The 19,919-nt window shown below is 43.2% G+C and carries 16 protein-coding genes; 9 read left to right on the top strand and 7 right to left on the bottom strand.

Annotation, left to right across the window (positions count from 1 at the left end; translation table 11 throughout):
• Positions 1–121 precede the first annotated feature (121 nt).
• Positions 122–772 carry an FxsA family protein gene (locus AAEY99_RS00375; RefSeq protein WP_351008478.1) on the bottom strand — a complete coding sequence of 217 codons (651 nt, stop codon included), beginning with the start codon at positions 770–772 and terminating at the stop codon, positions 122–124.
• Positions 773–1,000: 228 nt separating this feature from the next.
• Here AAEY99_RS00375 and cutA point away from each other — a divergent pair, with 228 nt between their 5' ends.
• The 6 genes from cutA (at position 1,001) to AAEY99_RS00405 (ending at position 7,908) form a co-directional block, all read left to right on the top strand.
• Positions 1,001–1,327 carry a divalent-cation tolerance protein CutA gene (gene cutA, locus AAEY99_RS00380; RefSeq protein ID WP_162024017.1) on the top strand — a complete coding sequence of 109 codons (327 nt, stop codon included), beginning with the start codon at positions 1,001–1,003 and terminating at the stop codon, positions 1,325–1,327.
• A complete protein-coding gene (locus tag AAEY99_RS00385; protein ID WP_162024416.1) occupies positions 1,324–3,186 on the top strand; it encodes a protein-disulfide reductase DsbD in 1,863 nt (620 codons plus the stop codon). The genes cutA and AAEY99_RS00385 overlap by 4 nt, the downstream gene beginning before the upstream one ends.
• Positions 3,187–3,459: 273 nt before the next feature.
• Positions 3,460–5,130 (top strand): cation:proton antiporter domain-containing protein, encoded by a 1,671-nt coding sequence (locus tag AAEY99_RS00390; protein ID WP_350977569.1) that lies wholly within the window; start codon positions 3,460–3,462, stop codon positions 5,128–5,130.
• A 172-nt stretch (positions 5,131–5,302) separates the two neighbouring features.
• On the top strand, positions 5,303–6,445 hold the full coding sequence (gene galK / locus AAEY99_RS00395) for a galactokinase (RefSeq protein ID WP_101085007.1): 1,143 nt from the start codon (positions 5,303–5,305) through the stop codon (positions 6,443–6,445).
• A 25-nt stretch (positions 6,446–6,470) separates the two neighbouring features.
• Complete coding sequence (locus tag AAEY99_RS00400) at positions 6,471–7,505, top strand: aldose epimerase family protein (protein ID WP_182743798.1); 1,035 nt, start codon at positions 6,471–6,473, stop codon at positions 7,503–7,505.
• The gene (locus AAEY99_RS00405) at positions 7,495–7,908 is read left to right on the top strand and encodes a DUF2391 family protein (protein WP_335692222.1); all 414 of its coding nucleotides are present in this window, start codon (positions 7,495–7,497) and stop codon (positions 7,906–7,908) included. The genes AAEY99_RS00400 and AAEY99_RS00405 overlap by 11 nt, the downstream gene beginning before the upstream one ends.
• A 119-nt stretch (positions 7,909–8,027) precedes the next feature.
• Here AAEY99_RS00405 and AAEY99_RS00410 read toward each other — a convergent pair whose 3' ends face one another.
• Entirely contained in the window at positions 8,028–8,465 is a 438-nt protein-coding gene (locus AAEY99_RS00410; protein WP_101085004.1) for a hypothetical protein, read from the bottom strand.
• A 378-nt stretch (positions 8,466–8,843) separates the two neighbouring features.
• Positions 8,844–9,857 (bottom strand): NAD(P)H-quinone oxidoreductase, encoded by a 1,014-nt coding sequence (locus AAEY99_RS00415; protein WP_182743797.1) that lies wholly within the window; start codon positions 9,855–9,857, stop codon positions 8,844–8,846.
• 195 nt (positions 9,858–10,052) lie between these two features.
• Here AAEY99_RS00415 and AAEY99_RS00420 point away from each other — a divergent pair, with 195 nt between their 5' ends.
• The 3 genes from AAEY99_RS00420 to AAEY99_RS00430 all read left to right on the top strand — a co-directional run bounded on the left by AAEY99_RS00420 (position 10,053) and on the right by AAEY99_RS00430 (position 13,990).
• Positions 10,053–10,844: a substrate-binding periplasmic protein gene (locus AAEY99_RS00420; RefSeq protein ID WP_350998668.1), complete on the top strand. Its 792-nt coding sequence runs from the start codon at positions 10,053–10,055 to the stop codon at positions 10,842–10,844.
• A gap of 180 nt (positions 10,845–11,024) precedes the next feature.
• Positions 11,025–13,475 carry a M1 family metallopeptidase gene (locus tag AAEY99_RS00425; protein ID WP_351008712.1) on the top strand — a complete coding sequence of 817 codons (2,451 nt, stop codon included), beginning with the start codon at positions 11,025–11,027 and terminating at the stop codon, positions 13,473–13,475.
• A complete protein-coding gene (locus tag AAEY99_RS00430) occupies positions 13,475–13,990 on the top strand; it encodes a DUF6702 family protein (protein WP_351008482.1) in 516 nt (171 codons plus the stop codon). Before AAEY99_RS00425 ends, AAEY99_RS00430 begins: the two co-directional genes overlap by 1 nt.
• A 68-nt stretch (positions 13,991–14,058) precedes the next feature.
• Here the strand turns inward: AAEY99_RS00430 and dauA are convergent, their stop codons facing one another.
• The 4 genes from dauA to AAEY99_RS00450 all read right to left on the bottom strand — a co-directional run bounded on the left by dauA (position 14,059) and on the right by AAEY99_RS00450 (position 19,739).
• Positions 14,059–15,786: a C4-dicarboxylic acid transporter DauA gene (gene dauA / locus AAEY99_RS00435; protein ID WP_335692217.1), complete on the bottom strand. Its 1,728-nt coding sequence runs from the start codon at positions 15,784–15,786 to the stop codon at positions 14,059–14,061.
• 144 nt (positions 15,787–15,930) lie between these two features.
• Entirely contained in the window at positions 15,931–16,125 is a 195-nt protein-coding gene (locus AAEY99_RS00440; protein WP_101084999.1) for a hypothetical protein, read from the bottom strand.
• 263 nt (positions 16,126–16,388) lie between these two features.
• Entirely contained in the window at positions 16,389–17,768 is a 1,380-nt protein-coding gene (locus AAEY99_RS00445) for a sigma-54-dependent transcriptional regulator (protein WP_351008487.1), read from the bottom strand.
• Positions 17,769–17,771: 3 nt separating this feature from the next.
• On the bottom strand, positions 17,772–19,739 hold the full coding sequence (locus tag AAEY99_RS00450; RefSeq protein WP_351008490.1) for an ATP-binding protein: 1,968 nt from the start codon (positions 19,737–19,739) through the stop codon (positions 17,772–17,774).
• Positions 19,740–19,919: the final 180 nt, after the last annotated feature.

The raw sequence follows: 19,919 nt of genomic DNA on the forward strand, positions 1-19,919 counted from the left end.
AAGCGCGGCGCTTAACAAAACACGCTCTACACATCACGGCAAATCACAGATCAAACTTGGTTTGTTAAATAAGCTGGTATTACCATAATGTGTATTAAGATGGTGTCATAAATGGTGCGTATTAAGACGGCTTGTCGTCATCTTTGGGCTTAATAGGCTCTACATCTATAATATCGTCGCGATTGTCGTCATGGCGCTTATCTTTAATGTCATCATCACGATCATTGTTAATGTCATCATCAAGATCAACTACTTCAATTTGATGGCTACGTGGACGATCATTTTTATGTTCAAAATCACCGTCGAAAGTTTTGCCCTGTTGATCAAATGGCTTTTGCCCTGCAAATGGACCGGACTGTCCAAAAGGACTTTGTCCGCCACCAAAGCCAGGGGGAATACCACCATTAGCCACAACACGAAGTTGCATACGTTTATATAAAAACGCCGCGATAGGAGCGCGGGTAAATGGGGTTAATAAAATTAAGCCAATAAAGTCGGTAACAAAACCAGGAATAAGCAATAACACCCCAGCGGCAGCCAACATCATACCTTCAACAATTTCTTGCCCCGGAGCTTCACCTCGGGCTAATTTTTGTTGCACACTCATTAAAGTACTAAGGCCTTGGCTGCGTACCAATGACACTCCAACAACCGCGGTAAATAACACTAACGCGACCGTGGTCCATGAACCAATTGAGCTGGCAACTTCAATGAGTACATTGAGTTCAATAACCGGTATTAAAACAAATATTAACAATAAAATAAAAAACATATTGGCCTCTAAGGATCGCTTTTTGATAGAGTGACGACTTATAAGATAACAGAGTGGCGACCTGTAAAAAAACTGTTGCCGATGAAACTTAAATGGGGGTGAACGGGTCTCTTTTCAAGACGCGTCACGAATATCACCTCAGTTTAATGAAAATGCGTTTAAAAAAGCGTACTGTGATGACCTTGTGCATGATAACAGCATTAGCTTAAGTAAACTTTAAGACAACTTATGTATAAACCTGAACTGCTACTTATATTGACCACTTGCCCAGATGCTGACATTGCAGCCAGTATTGCGACTGCATTAGTAGAGGCAAAGTTAGCGGCATGTGTACAAATAGGCCAAGCCGTTGAGTCAATTTATTATTGGGACAATAACATTTGTCAGTCACACGAAGTGCCAATACAGATAAAATGCATGGCAATTGATTACCATGCAATTGAACAGCTCGTGATCACAATGCATCCTTATGAAGTACCAGAATTCATTGCCACTCCAATTACCGGTGGTTTTGGCCCTTATTTACAATGGATAAAAGACAACTCACCATCATGAAAAAACTCGTCGCCATATGCCTGACATCATTGTTAATGATGTCATCAATGATACTCGCGCCAGCAGCACACAGCGCTAATGTATTGAGTAATAAATTCAGCTTTTTAAGCAGCGAACCTGAGTTAATGAAGGTTAACGATGCTTTTGTGTTTGATTACCAACAACAAGGTAATCAGCTCAAAATCAATTTTGTGATTGCAGAGGGCTATTATTTATATCGCGATAAGCTGCAGTTTTCGGTCGACGGTGCGGTGATTGGTGATATTGAATTACCTCATGGTAAAAACCATCATGACGAATACTTTGGCGACCAAGAGGTGTTTTACTCGTTTGTTGAAATCCCTATCGCGTTTAAAGAAGCGCAAGCCGATGCGGTATTTCATGTCACCTTTATGGGTTGTGCAGAAGGTACCTTGTGTTATCCGCCAACCAAGCACGATGTAACGTTAGCAGCGATTGAAGCAAATGACGGCACGTTAAGCAGTAAAAAAGTGATTGGCGCACCTGATGATGCGCAAGCATCAACAACGGCAACCGATGCACCAGCGGCACCGATTACTCAGCAAGACACGTTAAACCAAATGCTCCAAAACGATAGCCTATTATGGACTTTAGTTATTTTCTTTGGTTTAGGTATTGGTTTAGCATTAACACCGTGTGTGTTTCCGATGTACCCTATTTTGTCGGGCATTATTGTTGGTCAAGGCAAGAAGCTCTCTACCGCTAAAGCCTTCACCCTATCAATGGCCTACGTGCAAGGCATGGCCATTACCTATTCATTATTAGGATTAGTGGTTGCCTCTGCCGGACTTAAGTTTCAAGCGGCATTACAACACCCTGCTATTTTGATTTTCTTGGCGGTGATGTTTGTGCTGCTGAGCTTATCGATGTTTGGCATGTACGATTTAAAGCTGCCATCGAAGTGGCAAGAAAAAATGAACTCGATGTCGAACAATCAAAAAGGTGGCAACCTTATTGGTGTGTTTATGATGGGGGTGATTTCAGGTTTAGTCGCTTCGCCTTGTACCACGGCGCCGTTATCTGGCGTGCTGATTTACGTGGCGCAGTCTGGTGATTTACTGCAAGGCTTTTTAGCGCTGTATGTACTCAGCATGGGTATGGGTTTACCGTTATTAGTGATTGGGACTTCGGGTGGCAAAATTTTACCGCGCGCAGGAGCGTGGATGGACATTATTAAAACCATCTTTGGCTTCTTACTGATTTCAGTTTCTATTGTAATGATTGGTCGTATTTGGCCTGGTTTAGTGTCCGATTTACTTTGGTCAGTATGGGCAATAAGCTTAATCGCTTACTTAATGCATCAAAACAGGTTGTCAGAATTTAACTGGAAACAAAGCACTCGTGGGGTGTTGTTATTACTGGCTTTGATGGCAAGTTTCTCATATGGTTTCCAAGCATTAATGAGCAGCTTTGGTCATCAATCCTCAAATATGACCCAAACCAGTATTGATGGCAAAACCAACACCGAAGCCAATCACTTTATCCGTATTAAGTCGCTGGAAGACTTAGAAGTTGAATTGGATAAAGCCAGTATTAGCGGTAAAACGGTGATGTTAGATTTATACGCCGACTGGTGTGTGGCGTGTAAAGAATTTGAAGCCATTACCTTTAAAAATGCCGACGTGGAAACGCGTATGAACCAAATGGTGTTATTGCAAGCTGACGTGACTGCCAGCGATGACATTGATATCACCCTTTTAGAACATTATGGCGTGTTAGGTTTACCGACATTGTTAATGTTTAATAGCGACGGTGAGCAGCGTGAAGACTTGCGGGTTACCGGCTTTATGGGACCAAAAGACTTTGCTGCTCATTTAGATATACTGTTAGCAAAGTAAGTTAACAGACTGACTTAACAGACTAAGCACATTAACTTACTGGGCTGAGTGAATGTGCAAAGTGAGAGCATTAATCAAATCAACTTAATGAATGATCGCATGTTGTGCTGTGTACCGTAAAAGCAGTTGGTAGAATCATTTAGTAATACACTATATAAAACAGCATCTTTAGCCACTAAAGATGCTGTTTTTTGCTTTTAGGCTATTAAAGTCATCGAAAGTTAACTTTTTTCTTATACAATAAGATTTTGTATCCCTCATTCAAGGCGCTTTATGGAACCCGCTATCCTGATTATCACCCTACTTTGCGGAATGCTGGTCAGCCGAGTGGGTTTACCGCCACTGATTGGTTATCTTGCTGCTGGTTTTGTATTGTTCACCTTAGGCATTGAAGACACTAGCTTACCTATTTTGCAGCAACTTGCTGACTTAGGTGTCACCTTATTATTGTTTTCTATTGGTCTCAAACTTGACCTTAAAAGCCTGTTTAAAGCCGAAGTGTGGGCGGGTTCAAGCTTACATTTAATTGGTTCGATTCTATTTTTTGTGCCAGTACTGAAGTTATTGGGCTTTTTAGGTATTGAACAGCTCGACGGATACAGCTTCAATCAACTGATGCTAATTTCCTTTGCATTAAGTTTTTCCAGTACCGTATTTGCGGTAAAAGTGCTTGAAGATAGCGGTGATATGCAGTCGCTTTATGGCCGAGTCGCGATTGGTATCTTGATTATGCAAGACATCTTCGCGGTGATATTTTTAACCATTTCTAAAGGTAACATCCCGTCGGTTTGGGCATTTGCATTGTTATTACTACCGCTTGCAAGACCGCTTATTTATAAAATATTTGATCGGGTCGGCCACGGCGAAATGTTGGTATTGTTTGGCCTTGTTATGGCATTAGTGGTGGGGGCATGGTTATTTGAAGCCGTCGGTTTAAAACCCGATTTAGGCGCATTGATTGTGGGTATTTTACTCGCTGGGCATGCTAAATCATCTGAATTAGCCAAATCTATTTATTTCTTTAAAGAGTTATTCTTAGTCGCATTTTTCTTAACTATTGGGTTAAATGGATTGCCGACCTTAGCCGATATTGGTTTAGCGGCGATTTTAGTTGCGCTAATTCCAGTGAAAATTTTGATGTTTGTCTATCTGCTAACTCGCTTTAAGCTGCGGTCGCGAACCTCGCTGCTCGCCTCGTTTAACTTGGGTAACTACAGTGAGTTTGGTTTAATCGTAGCCGCAGTCGCGGCACACAAAGGTTGGTTACCACCAGAATGGCTGATCATTATTGCTGTGGCATTAAGTATTAGTTTTTTATTTGCTGCGCCGTTTAATAATAACGTCAGTAATATTTATCAGCGTTTCCAGTCTAAATTAACCAAACTCGAACGCCACCCATTACACCCAGAAGACAGACAAATCCGCATTGGTAATCCACGCTTTTTGATCTTGGGGATGGGCCGTATTGGTTCTGGGGCATATGATGAATTACGCGCCAAATACACCGGCGAAATTTTAGGGATTGAACACAAACAAGAATTGGTTGATTTTCATCGAAATGAAGGCCGTAATGTTGTGCAAGGTGACGCTAGCGATACTGACTTTTGGGTCAAGCTTGAACGAGCGCCACACTTAGAGTTAGTACTATTGGCAATGCCACATCACGCGGGTAATTTGTTTGCAGTGCAACAACTGCAAAAGCTTAATTACGAAGGAAAAATCAGCGCGATTGTGCAATACGCTGAAGATGCCGAGTCATTAAAAGAATCTGGTGTTAATACTGTGTATAACTTGTATGAAGCTGCAGGTGCCGGTTTTGTAGACCATGTGATTAAAGAGCTACTCGATTCACCGCCAGAACTGGTTCCAAGTTCAGTTGCTGCTAGTAGTGATAAGCCAGATCAATCGGCAATAAATGAAACGACATCTGAGTTGCCATCATAAAACTAATCAACAATTGCAAACGCCTAGATAACTCTCTAGGCGTTTTTGTTTACTACCGCATATTTTCAATTTTGCTTCAGATAAAAAAATCTCAGTTACAGACACGGTTAAGTCATGCTATAACTCAAGTAACAAGTCTTTCCATGTCACCCTTTGTTGGATTTTTTGAAGTATGTCAAACCCTGCTCAACGCGCGACTAAATTATTTGTTCGTACATTTGGCACCAAGCCAGATGATTTATACCAGGCGCCCGGGCGAGTTAACATTATGGGCGAGCATACCGACTATAACGAAGGTCTCGCATTACCCGCCGCAATTAATTTTCATACTGTTATTGCTGTTAAGCATCGCGATGATAATTTATTTCGCGCTGTAACAACGGCGTTTCCTGGGGAAATTAAGCAATGGCACTTTGGTGAAGAAGGCCCCGTTGCTGCAGGCGATGATTGGAGCCACTATCTAAAAGGCGTTACCGCCGCCATGAACCAATCGGGGTTACGAGCCAAAGGCTTAGACTTAGCCATTGTGGGTGACGTGCCGCTAGGAGCAGGTTTATCATCGTCGGCAGCGCTTGAAATCGCTTTTGGTACTGCAATCAGTTATGCCAGCCAGCTAAACTTATCACCTATCGCTATTGCCCAATTGGCTCAGCGTGGTGAAAGCCAATTTATGTTGTTAGATTGCGGCATGATGGACCAAATCATTAGCGCGATGGCAGAGCCTGATCACGCCTTATTGATTGATTGCTTAGAATTAGAAAGCGAATCAGTGCTATTACCTGAAGAACTCAGCTTAATCGTAATCGACTTAAAACAAGACCGTCATGGTTTTACCCAACAATTTGAACAACGCAAGCAAGAGTGTAATCAGATAACCAAGTTACTTGGTCTCGATTCTCTGCGTGATTTATCATTAAGCTTACTCACAGCAGATAAAGACTTACTCAGCGATGTCCAATTTCGCCGAGCGCGCCATATCATCACCGAAAATCAACGTACGAGTAATGCCGCCAGAGCTTTGCAACAAAACAATATTGCTCGTTTTAGTCAGCTAATGGCACAGTCTCAAGCATCTATGCGCGATGATTTTGACATTATCACTGCCGACATTGACACCTTAGTGAGCATGATTGCCACTTTAATCGGTGAGAAAGGCGGCGTGCGTATGAGCGATGGCTGCGTATTGGCGCTGGTTAATCATGACCTCACCGATGAGGTGATTAACCTGGTTGAAAACCAATATTTTAAGCAAACTGGCATCGAAGCAACAATATACTTATGTTCAGCAAGTGGCGGTGCAGGACGCATCGGTTAACAATTTACAGATTAGAGAGGCATAAATGGTACGTTTTAGTGTGCTGGAACCTTGGCAAGATCCCCGTGGTGGTGAGATTGAACGGGTTAGAATTGATAATGGCATCATCGCACTTGAAGTATTAAGTTTAGGCGGCATAATTCGATCATTATGGACTCCAGATCGTAACGGTGAACGCAAAAATATCGTCTTAGGCTGCGACAATGTCGAAGATTATCTAGCTCAACAAGCTTATTTAGGCGCGATAGCAGGACGTTATAGCAATCGAATTGCCAATGGTAAAACCCAATATGATGGCCATCAATATCAACTTAGCGTAAATCAAGCGAGCAATTGTTTGCACGGTGGTGTTGAGGGCTTTAATCGAAAATTGTGGCAACTCGGTACCTTAAGTGATGGCGTTCGCTTAACCTTAACAAGCCCTGACGGCGACATGGGATTTCCGGGCAATTGTACTGTGCAACTCGATTACCGTTTAGTGGGTAATAACTTGTACATTGAAATGCTGGCCAGCACAGATAAAGCCTGTCCCATTAGTTTAACCCAACACAGCTACTTTAATTTAGACGGTAATCGCAGCGACACTAATAAGCAACATACGCTGCAAGTGGATGCTAAAAAGTACCTCACAATGAATGATGTTGGCGTACCTACCGCAATGCAACCTACCGCAGGTAGCGATTTAGACATGGCAAAAGCCACGCCGATGTCGGTACAAACCGAGCGCCCAGCATTAGCTGCCACCAAGGGTTTTGACCATTGCTATGTGTTAGATAATCCCGGTGCAGATTTACAACGATTTGGTTGTTTAGCCAGCCCGAATAGCGGCCGTAATATGACGGTTTATACTAACCAGCCTGGGGTGCAGGTTTACGGCGCAAACTTTTTGCAAGGCACTGTAGGCAAAAAGCAGCGAGTATTAAGCGATCATCAAGCTGTGTGTATTGAACCGCAAATGCTACCCGACTCGCCGAATCAACCTGACTTGCCCGGCGATGTGTGGGTAACACCTGGCAAGGTTTATCACCACATCACTCGATATCAGTTTGATGCAGAATAATCAGCCAGTAAAATCTAGTTTTAATGCCGAAGATATTGGTCAAATTGCTGTTGGGGCTTTTGCCCTGTCGGTGCCGATTGCATTTTCTGAAGAAGCATGGAGATTGTCGGCCAGTTTGCCTGCATTAAATTTGGTATTGGTGGTGGTATTGTCGCTGGCATTTATTACTCTGTTTGCTTATCAGAGTGTGTTTCAGGCAAATATTGTTAAGCGCAGACGAGCATTTTTGTTGCGGGTAATTGCAGCGTATATATTAACGTTATTGGTGGTCAGCATTGTGCTATTGGCATTAGATAAATTGCCATTAATCACCGACCCAATTTTAGCGTTAAAACGGATTATTTTAATCGCGATGCCCGCGTCCATGGGTGCGATTATTGTCGACAGTTTCGACAAGGAATAAACTACATAAGGAATAATAAATTATTCCTTATGTAGTCAGTTATCTATAGCAGATATAAGCAGGATAATAACATAGACCACGCAATACACTGAGCCAGAGACTCAATGTTATCTGCAGGTTTAATCGTCTACGCTATCACCCATGTCATCAAAGCTATCATTGTCATCATCTGAATCATCAAATTCTGGAATGTCATCATCGGCGTTAATCGGTTCATCTGGCTCTGGAGCCGGTTTAGCCTTACGCGGTGGCGCTGTATCGGGTACTTTTGATAAATCAATTCGTAACTGATGCTTTGCCATAAACTCACTACGTGCCACCTTCCAAGCATCGCCAAACTCAGCCATAGCGGCTTTTGTTTGTTGCTCGTCTAAGTCGTGTAAGTTAACTTTAACGATGTCTTCTACGTACTCCACAATCGTATTACGGATAGTGTTGTACATGAAAATGCGCCCTGGTGACGCTTCTGGCAATTGATTATCATGAACGACGATAGTGTTACCTTTCGATGTTCTTAATTCACCAAACCAAAGTTGTTTTTTTGCAGTGTTATACATATATGCTAACGCCCTTAATCAACACATATTCTAAAAATGATGCAGGATTATTGAAGATAACATCTTCATACTGCGCCACGATTATCTGTTCTGTATTTGTGTGGGTATTTAAACAGAATATTTCTGAGAATCAATGCCTAAAACGATGAAATTTTCGAGTAATCGCATAAAAATGTTGGTTGTCGTCAATTTTTAACACTTTATCGTCATTTTTCTCACAAAATAAACGCCTCACAAAAGTGATTAACCCGTTTCAGGCCAATCACTTTGTGATCACGACTTTAGCTTAAAAACATCAAGCTTCAAGTTTTTTATCAAAATATATCGCTGATTAAAACCACAATATTAATATGTGTATTGATAAGGGTATTCATTTACTTAACGAGGATCAGCTTGTAGATCTAACACTATCTTGCCTTTGTGTGTGCCCGACTCCATTAGTTCATGTGCCTGCACCACTTGCGAGAATGGGAACACACTATCAATTGGAATGCTCATTTTACCGCTATTTAATAACGGCCATACGAACTCTGCCAAACCTTGAGCAATAAGGGCTTTATTCGCCACGCTTTGTGGTCGTAACGTTGACCCTGTCCAAATCACTCGCTTAGCCATAATACGGAAAATATCCACGTTTGCCTGTGGACCACGTTGCATGGCAACCGACACCATACGTCCGTCGGTTGCAATCGCTTTGAGGTTTTCGTTAATAAAGTCGCCACCTGCAATATCCATAATGACATTAACGCCTAATCCATTTGTTGCTTCTAAAATCGGCTCAACAAAGTGCTGCTCGTTATAGTTAATCGCTACACTAGCACCTTGATCAAGACAGTATTGGCATTTCTCTGCACTGCCAGAGGTCGCAAATACCGTTGCGCCTAAACGACTCGCCATTTGAATTGCGGTCGTACCGATACCGCCAGAACCGCCATGAATAAGCACCGTTTCACCCGCGTTAAGTCCACCACGAATAAACAAGTTACCCCACACGGTAAAAAAGGTTTCTGGCAACGCGGCAGCTTGTACAAAACTGTAACCGGTAGGAATGGGTAAACAATGTGCTGCGTAAGTATTCACTAACTCGGCATAGCCGCCACCAGGCACTAAGGCACACACTTTATCGCCCACTTTCCATTGGGTAACATCGTCTGCCACGGCAACTATTTCACCAGCCACTTCTAGCCCGATAATCGGGCTGGCATCTGCTGGCGGTGGATAAGCGCCAACGCGCTGTTTAATGTCAGGCCCATTAACTCCAGCGGCATGCACCTTAATCGTCACCTGGCCTTCTGTCGGCATCGCAAGTGTCGATTTAGTCATGGTCATCGCACTGGGTTCGCCAGGCTGCTCAACTACTACATGGGTAAATGTTCTGTTTAAAATTGCCATAAAAATATCACCTTGGTTAATTGTTATTAAAATGTAACTATAATGAATAGCCTGTTACTGGCACCGGTTACCTGTTTACAAAATCGGCATGTTTGTTAGCAAAACATAAAGTAGTATTTTTTTTAATCAAAAAAGATTGCCTATACTCTTTAAACCATTAATATACCCGCCCGTTCAACACATGGAGCAAAATACTTGTTAAAGTACCTGTTCGTTTTACTGTCTATTTTCAGTATTCACGCCCATGCTACACCTATCCGTATCGCATCTGATATTTGGTGTCCTTATATCTGCAACAACCAAACAGGCTACGTTGTAGAACTCACAAGTCGCGCTTTTGAAATCCAAGGCCAACCGATTGAATTTCAGATTCTTCCTTATAAACGCGCACTGATTGAACTGCAAAGAAACAACATTGATGCTGTACTGGCATTGACGCCGAACGCCATTGCCGAAAACCAATTGATTAATGCTGATGTGATTGTCGGCTATAACAGCAATGACTTTTATACTCTTGTTGATAGTAATGAAACATTTGAGCAGATTACCGACCTTAATAGCACTCAACAAGCTGCTGTCGTCACTGGCTATGACTATGGTGTTGAGCTCGATGCTTGGTTTGCTGCACATTCTAATACCTACTTTGCCTCGGGTAGAGATCCATTAGCGATGAATATTATTCGGCTGGTAAAAGGACGTCATTCGGTCATCATCGACAACAAAAATGTCATTGAGTACACCGCGAGTCAATTAAACTTAACCAAGCAACTTCGCTACGCTGGCACCATAGGCAAACCGGTGCCTTTATATGTTGGCTTTAATCCACACAATAAAGCTTATGCTGTAACCTTTGCTAACGGCATCGACATGCTAAAAGCCAATGGCGAATATCAGCAGATTATGAGTAAATACAAAATATTACCTGAACTGACCTCTGACGAGGCCCGTCATAAAAACCTGCAAAAATTCCTGCCTATTTTCAATTAATCTCGCTTGCTGTTGTTATGCCATACGGAATTGGCATCAGCAAGGTGCAAAACTTCGTAACACTCTAATCACTGCATAACAGGGTCAATTTAGTTACACTCCGCCTACAAAAAATATAACAAATCATCATTTTGGGATTATTGGCATCAGCTTGCTGACGTCAAAGGAGTATTTATGCGCGTGTATCGTCAGCTGCTGTTACTGGCATTAACCAGTTCAGTTATTATTACCAGTTCGGCTTCTGAAATTGTCCAAAGCAAAGGTCATTTTGTAGACAAGTTTCGTCAACTTGAAGAGAGCCTCCCAACACCAAACGATTACCGCAATGCTGCTGGCGAACCAGGTAAAGACTACTGGCAACAACAAGTTGATTATAAAATCGATGTCACTCTGGATGAAAAAAAGCGTCGCATTCAAGGCAAGCAAGTGATTACTTATCACAACAACTCACCGTATACGCTTAAATATCTATGGTTACAGCTAGAACAAAATCGTTTTAAATCAGATTCGATATCTGAACGCAGCGCCGCATTTAATGGCGTGGATGGTAGTGTTAGTGCTAACAACACTTACGGTGATAATGCCTTTGCCAAAATCAGTTTAGGTGATCTTCGTCGTCAACAATTTTTAGCTGACAATAACTTGGGTTATCAAATAGCGGCTGTTACTGACACTAATAATAAGCCTTTAAAATACACTATTGTCGGCGCCCAAATGCGCGTCGATTTACCCACCCCGTTAAGCCACAATAAATCGACGCAGCTACACATTAATTATGGCTATAACATTTTAGAAGAAGACGCCGTTGGCGCGCGTTCGGGTTACGAGCACTTCCCTGACGACAAGCGTAAAGGCGGTAATGACATCTTCTTATTAGCGCAGTGGTTTCCGCGAGTTGCCAGCTATTCCGACTACGAAGCGTGGCACAATAAAGAGTTTTTAGGCAGCGGCGAGTTTACCCTCGAGTTTGGTAATTACGATGTCAGTATGACCGTACCCAGCGACCACATCGTCACAGCCACTGGCGTATTACAAAACAGCAAAAAGGTGTTATCACCTGAACAAATCAAACGTTTAGATAAAGCTAAAACAGCCAAAAAGCCTGTATTTATTGTCTCAGAAGACGAAGCACTTACTAATGAGTCAAGCACTGCTAAAGGCAATAAAACCTGGCATTTTAAAGCTGAAAACGTACGCGACTTTGCTTGGGCATCTTCACGTAAATTTATTTGGGATGCTCAAGGTTACCAACAAAAAGGCAGCCAGAACCCACAAGTGATGGCGATGTCGTTTTATCCTAAAGAAGGTGGAGAACTTTGGCAGCGTTATTCAACTGCATCGGTTATTCACACCCTTAAAGTCTATTCGCGCTTTACCTTCGATTATCCCTACCCTGCGGCCATTAGTGTAAACGGCCCTGTTGGCGGCATGGAATACCCGATGATTAGCTTTAATGGTCCACGCACCATTTGGCACGACGATGAAAGCCGTACTTATACCTTGTCGGAAAAACAATTCTTAATCGGCGTAGTAATCCACGAAGTCGGCCATAACTATTTCCCAATGATTGTGAACTCAGACGAGCGCCAATGGACGTGGATGGACGAAGGCTTAAACAGCTTTTTAGACGGCATAGCCACTCGCGAATGGGACCCATCGCTACCGTGGGGGCGTGAGCCAAGTGACGTTATTGAGTACATGAAGTCTAACGTGCAAGTGCCGGTGATGACGCAGTCAGACAGCGTGTTACAGCTTGGTCCAAACGCCTATATTAAACCTGCTGTGGCACTCAACATTTTACGTGAAGTGGTATTAGGCCGTGAGCTATTCGATTTTGCCTTTCAAGAGTACAGCCGTCGCTGGATGAACAAGCGCCCTACTCCAAGCGACTTTTTCCGCACCATGGAAGAAGCCTCTGGCGTCGACTTAGATTGGTTTTTCCGTGGCTGGTTTTACACCACAGATCATGTTGATATCTCGATAGATCGCATTTATAAACTGCGCTTAGACAGCAATAATCCTGATATTGATTTTGATCGTCGTCGCCAAGATTATAAAGACAAACCCATGCCTTATTCGGTTGAGCGTAACCAACAAAGTGGCCTAAAAACCTGGGTAGAACTTAATTCAGATAACGTTGATTATCATGACCAATATGATCAATTTAGCGTGACCAATAAAGAGCGCAACAAGTACAACAAAAAACACGCCGAGCTAGACCCGTGGGAGCAACAAACACTCGCACGCGCACTCAAAGAAGATAAAAACTATTATGTGTTTAACTTTGCCAATTTAGGTGGCTTAGTGATGCCAATTTTACTCGAACTCACGTTTGAAAATGGTGATACCGAGTCATTGGTGCTACCTGCAGAAATTTGGCGCCGTTCACCGTTTGAAGTCAGTAAGCTCATTGTCACCGACAAAGACAAAATCTTAGTGTCTGCCGTGGTTGATCGTCGCGGCGAAACAGCCGATGTCGATATTGAAAACAACTATTACCCAAGACAAATTATTCCCTCACGCATTGAAGCCTTTAAAGAAGAAGAACGTAAGGGCAATAAGTATCGCGACATTATGCATGACAATAAAGAAGCCCTGAAAGAGCCTGAAATAAAAGTGAAGAAGAAATAATGCGTCTATCATTTTATGCAGGATTCATGGCTATCGCGTTAAGTTTGCTGGCGGGCAATGTCACGGCCCACCAGCAAAAAGAAGCTTACACCAGTATTGTATTTAATCAGCGTAGCGGCATGCTAGAAGTCCAGCATCGGTTTTATTTACACGATGCTGAACACGCAGCCCAACAAGTGATCGATAAAAGTACCGATCTGATCGGCGATCCCGTTGGCCGTGAAGCGTTTGCTTATTATGCTATTTCGACGTTTTCGATGCAGGATCAGCAGCAACATCCGTTAACGCTGACCTATGTTGGCACCGAGTTACAGGGCAAGTATTTGTGGGTTTATCAGGAAACGCCGATCACCACTAATATGGACGGTTTTTATCTTAAGATGACCGCCCTGCAAGAGTTGTGGTCAGAGCAAACTAACCACATTAATGTTGAGCGGAATAAACGTGTGACTTCAGCAAGGCTGAACATTGCAGACTCTTGGCATTATATTGAAGTGGCTAAACCAGCCCAATAACTGACAAAACGTTATCGCAGCTAGTTTATCGAAAACACCATACTGGTTTGTCAGCCTTTATGGTGTTTTTAAGCTCCAGCCACCACATCGTCTAGCGCACCTGCCAAGGTTGAATACGTCACGCACTGCACGCCGTCAGGCTTAAAGCCTGCTTTGGCCAAGGTTTTAAGTGGCTGAAATTGAAAATCGGCCAACAATACCCGAGTATTATCATGCTTACATTTAGCAATAAACTTATACAGCGCCGAGACACCACCAGAATCTAAAAGCGATACCCCATCAAAATACAACACCACCCCATCTTGGTCGCCACTCAAATGCGCCAACTCGCCAAAGACACTGTCGGCGGCAGCAAAAAATAATGGTCCATTGATTTTAAACACTTTCCAACGCGGCGGTAATTCAACATGAATGTGTTTCTTCTGCTCGCTAATGTCTTGCACCTTGGTCATATCAGCCACTTGTTTCATGAATAATAACGACGCCAAAATGATCCCTGCACTGATCGCAATGACCATGTCGAAGAATATGGTCAGTAATAAACACACCATCAACACCAGTATTTCACTGGCAGGGGCTTTTTTAACCAGATGGACAATCTTAGGCGCTTCGCTCATGTTCCATGCCACCATGATAAGCAGCGCCGACATGCCCGCCATGGGGATATAAGCTAAAATAGTACTGAGCGATAATAAAGACACTAATACCACCACCGCATGGATCATGGCCGCGATTGGGCTTACCGCGCCCGACTTATAGTTAGCTGCCGAACGAGCAATAGCAGCAGTCGCGGTAATACCGCCAAAAAATGGCGCGATAATATTACCGATACCTTGGCCAAGTAATTCGCTATTGGCGCTGTGTTTTTTACCTGACATGCCGTCTAACACCACTGCACACAGTAACGATTCAATGGCGCCTAACATGGCAATCGCAAAGGCGGCAGACAATAGGTCACTGGCTAATTGCCAAGTGAGTACCAATGGCACTTCACCGGATTGCGCGCGAAGCCAAGGCCATTCAAAGTCAGGCAGCATAGAGGGAATGCCCGCCCCGATTGAGCCGTCGGCTAAGGTAAAGCTGAACGTAGAACCAATTGTCGCCACATGAAAACCGAGTTGATTTAGTACCAGCGCCACAATGCTCGCAACAACCACGGCAGGAAGATGTGCGGGTACCGCCAACTTGAGTTTAGGCCACAGAATAAACACTACTAAGGTGCTTAATCCCACCAGCAATGTTGGCCCAGAAAACCCTGGTATTTCTTGAACCAAGGTAGCCACCTTACCGACAAAACTTTCTGGCATTTCGCTAATGCTTAAACCAAAAAAATCCTTCACTTGTAATACTGCGATAACAACAGCAATACCACCGGTAAAACCCAACGTGACCGACTCGGGAATATATTGAATAAAACGACCTAAGCGAAACAACGCCATGATAATCAACATTAGTCCGGATAACAGGCTGGCAAGCAATAACCCTGACAAACCATATTGATGCACTATGGGATAAAGGATCACCACAAACGCGGCGGTAGGGCCAGACACGCTGTAACGCGAGCCACCGGTGAGCGGAATAACAAACCCAGCAATAATGGCAGTATATAACCCATATTGCGGCGCGACCCCAATGGCAATTGCAAGTGCCATTGCCAGTGGAATGGCAATAATGCCAACGGTTAAGCCGGCTAATAAATCTTTAGCGAATGCATTGGCATTGTAGGGAGCGTCTTTTAAAGACTCTCGGAGTGCATGCCCGATACGAAGAGAAAATAAATGTGTGCGGTATTTCATTGCGGCGATCCCATAACCTAGTACGGCGTCAAGATACCCCTCATTATAGGCCGATTACCTTACAGTACAATCGAATTAAGTTAACACCTGATGATAATATAATTATCATCACATTATAATGCACGGTTTATCTAAATCCGTTAATCAAACTACAGATTGCATCGGCGCATCTTGAGTATTTGATGCAGCCAATAACGGCTCAATCAAACGCTGACTCGTATCCGCCTCAGCTTGACTGGCTCGGTCGGCGTAATTGACATTATCGACAGCGCTACAGCCCAACAGGCTTATGACCATCAGTGCCAGCATCGCCTTTCGTAAGGTCGGTTTTACCATCATCAACTGCATCTCCAAACGTGTGTATTACACCATATTGGAACAAGCATACTGATGGACGGGTTAAGGAGAGGTTAAGGTGGGAATAAACTTTCATTGAAATACGAGTTTGGAACATTGACCACTTTTTAGTGATAGTGGCATGGTCATTCAACCGAACCGATCACATTAGCAAAACTCAGCAAAGATCAATTAGCGATTCGCGATTGAATACACGAGAAGGTCACAAAACGGCTTTGGCTCTTAATATCGGGCATTGTTTTGCGCTAATGCCCTTTAAGCCGCCTACTTAATGCACTTTGGCTGATACCCAGTATTTGCGCTGCTGCAGTTTGGTTATTAGCGGTACGGCTCATGGTTTCGTCCATTAACGCTTGGTTCATCTGTGCAATGGTGGGCAGTTGTTTGGGAAAGATAATTCGGTCTTGCGGCGTTGCAGTCAATGACTTGTGTTCATTAATGGCTTCCATAAAAGCAGAGGTGTTAAGCGCTATGCCATCGCTGCGGCTTACAGCATCAAAGACCATTCCTTTAAGTTCATGTAGATTACCGGGAAAATTGTAACTGGCGAGTTTTGACGCTAAGTCGCTTGGTTGAATCGGCGCAGGCAGATTCATTTCTGCTGCGGCAAGGGCGATGAAATGATTGATCAACATAGTAATATCTAACTGCCTTTCAGCTAACAGCGGTAATTTAATTTTATGTGCCCGTAAACGATAGAGTAGATCGCTCCTAAACTGGCCCGCTTGATGAAGCTTGAGTAAATCATCTTGAGTTGATACCACAAACTTACATTTTACCGGATAGGCAGTGTCGCTACCTAAAGGGTAATATTGTTTGCTTTCTAACAGCGCTAATAACTTAATTTGGGCATCCAGTGGTAGCGTGCCAATGTCGTTAAGATAGAGTACCCCACGGCCAACTTGATGCAATAAACCTGCAACCGCTTCTAGCTCGCCATTATTGTGATGATACAGTTGGCCACACATTTTTTGCTCAAATGACTCGCAACTAATACCAGCAAGATTAATACTAACGAAGGGTTCATTAGGGCTATAAAGCGCATGGCAAGATTGAGCAAACTCGCTTTTACCGGTTCCGCTGGCGCCATAAATTAACAAGGGCTCAGGGCTACATGATACGGCTTCAAGATAGCGAAATTGATCTAATAGCTGTGGCTCGCAAGTTAACATGTTATTGAATGCTTGCGGGTTATCTAAGGTTCGGCTTAAAAATTTCTCTTTGATATAAAGGTAGTTTCTTTCAAGCCCGACTACTTCAAGTGCGCGGCGAACTGTACGAGCAAGTTCATCGACATTGTCTGTTTTGATAAAGTAGTCATAAGCACCATTTTTAATGCAACGAACTGCTGTATCAACCTCATTTACCCCTGTCACTATAATGACTCGAGTGTTAGGGAAATCACTGCGGATCATCGCTAATAACTCTTCACCGGAGTGAAATGGCATGGTGAGATCGACTAGCACTAGCGCATAGTCGCCAACCTGTAAGCGACTACTCACCTGGCGACTGTCGACACAAGTGTCAATTTCAGCTTCGGGAACTAGACGGTTCAGAGTTATCGCGAGTGTGCGTAACCATGCTGCTTCGTCGTCGATTAACAGAATATTTCTGGCTAGTTTCATGGGCTAATCCTGTTGTGCTAATGCAAAAATAAGTCGAATTTGCGTGCCTTTGCCTAAGGTAGACTGAATCTGCATTTCGCCTTGATGTTCTTTAATTATTTTACTGCACACCGATAACCCTAAGCCGCTACCACCTTCGTTGCGCCTAGTGGTAAAAAAGGGTTCGGTAATACGCTTTAATGTGGCACTGCCCATCCCGCAGCCATTATCTTGGATACTCAAGATGGCCATATTGTTTGCAACATGTGTGTCTATCACTATTATCCCTAGCTGAGTTGAGCAAGCATTACACGCATTTTGAATGAGGTTAATTAACACCTGATGTAACTGTTGAGCATCGCCTGTAATGCTAGGGCTGGGTTGACATAACAGGGTGCTGATCTGATGAGATTTTGTTTGATTCGCGGTGAGGCGCTGGGCCACTTGAACCACATCATTTAAGCTCACTCGGGTATATTGATCGGCAATATGCGGCATGGCGTAACGTTTTAGGTCATTAACAATTCGACTGATACGTTTAGCACCCTCTTCTATAGAGCCACAACTATACTGTAACTCTTCTATCGCAATGTCTGGATTTAGCCCTGCAATTAACCAGAAAGGATTTTGTTTCTGATACTGCTTAGCGGCAGGCGTTAAGTCTTTCATGGCCGCGGTAAATAGTGATACAGCATGCACAATAAGTCCGGTTGGATTATTGATTTCATGGGCAATTCCCGCAGACAACTCTCCCAATGAAGCTAAACGACTGGCTTCTTCATTAGCTTGGCGTAATCGATGCTGCTCGGTTGATTCTTCAAGTAGAATCACCACCTGATTGTTGGCAATGGGATGAATTTGTAATTGCCAAAATTGCTGCTGATACCGCATGTCGGCAGTAAGCGATTTTTGGGTCGATAACACCTCCAATACTGCGGCTTTAAGCTTAAAAACATCGTTGTCGACATAGTAAAATCCATCTGAATCTAGCAGGTGAATATTGTTATCGTTACTCCATAAATGCTGGAGTTCCTGGTTTACTATGGTCACGCCATTAGGAAGCCCATCGAGAACGGATTGGAACTGTTGTGACAATTCAGATATTTCAACTTCAATTCGCTTTCGTTGAATTAATTCGGCATCGAGCGCTTTAGTATGACGGCGTAAACTAGCGCTTATAAATCCGGTGAAAATCATCCCAATAGCAGACATAATCGCCACTAAAATTGCGAGGGCAAACATGCGCTTTTCGGAAGAGGTTAAATCAACTTTTTCACGCCCGGTGCCAAACCATTTATTAACCAGTTTGTCGTATTCGCCCGATAATTTTAACTGCCTAAGCGCCTCGTTAATTTGGTACATCAGTTCGGTTTTTGTCTCATTCGCGACAAAATTAAACGCACCATAAATTAACGCATCACTGGAACTTCGCACCGATGGATACAGCGGAAGTAAACGCCGCGCAACAAAGCTCTCGGCAATAACCACGTCGACTTGGTTTTTTATCAGTAATTGAAAACCGGTTTCATACAAATCAACATCCACGCGGTCAAAATTTTGCAGATGGTCAGATAGAAACACATCAACAAAGGCACCATTTTTAATGGCAACCCGCTTACCAACAAGATCTGCCCAATTGTTTATTAACGCCTTACCTTGCAAAGTATAAGCTTTAGCATGGGTTGCATATATTGGATCAGATTGAGCTAACTTGCGATCCATGTTCACCGGGCTAACCACAGTAATCACATCGATATCGCTGTCAGGATCATGAACATCTTTCACCAATTGTTGAAAACTCTTTCGGCGAACAATAATGCGCTTATTGGTCAGCTGGCCAATTCTATCCATCAACTCAATATTAAAACCTTGATCAACGCCGTTATTACGCCACTCTAATGGCGCTGTTTTTGAATGCACGCCTAAGACAATGCTGTCTTGCGCGAGCACAGGCATAGTGATGATGATAAGTAATAGCAATAGAGTTTTCATGCCGCGATATTACCTATTTTCTCCACTTGAAACTGTGCAGCATTACCCGAATTAGCAAATCATTATGTACGTTTTCTTATGATGTTAACTCGATGTGATCTACCTCTACATAAGCTATGCAAAATTGCATATACCCCTTTATAGCTATGCATGTTTGCATAGCGCATTTTTAGGCTTGTG

This window comes from Shewanella sp. S1-58-MNA-CIBAN-0166 (genome assembly GCF_040310085.1).
Taxonomy (GTDB): Bacteria; Pseudomonadota; Gammaproteobacteria; order Enterobacterales; family Shewanellaceae; genus Shewanella.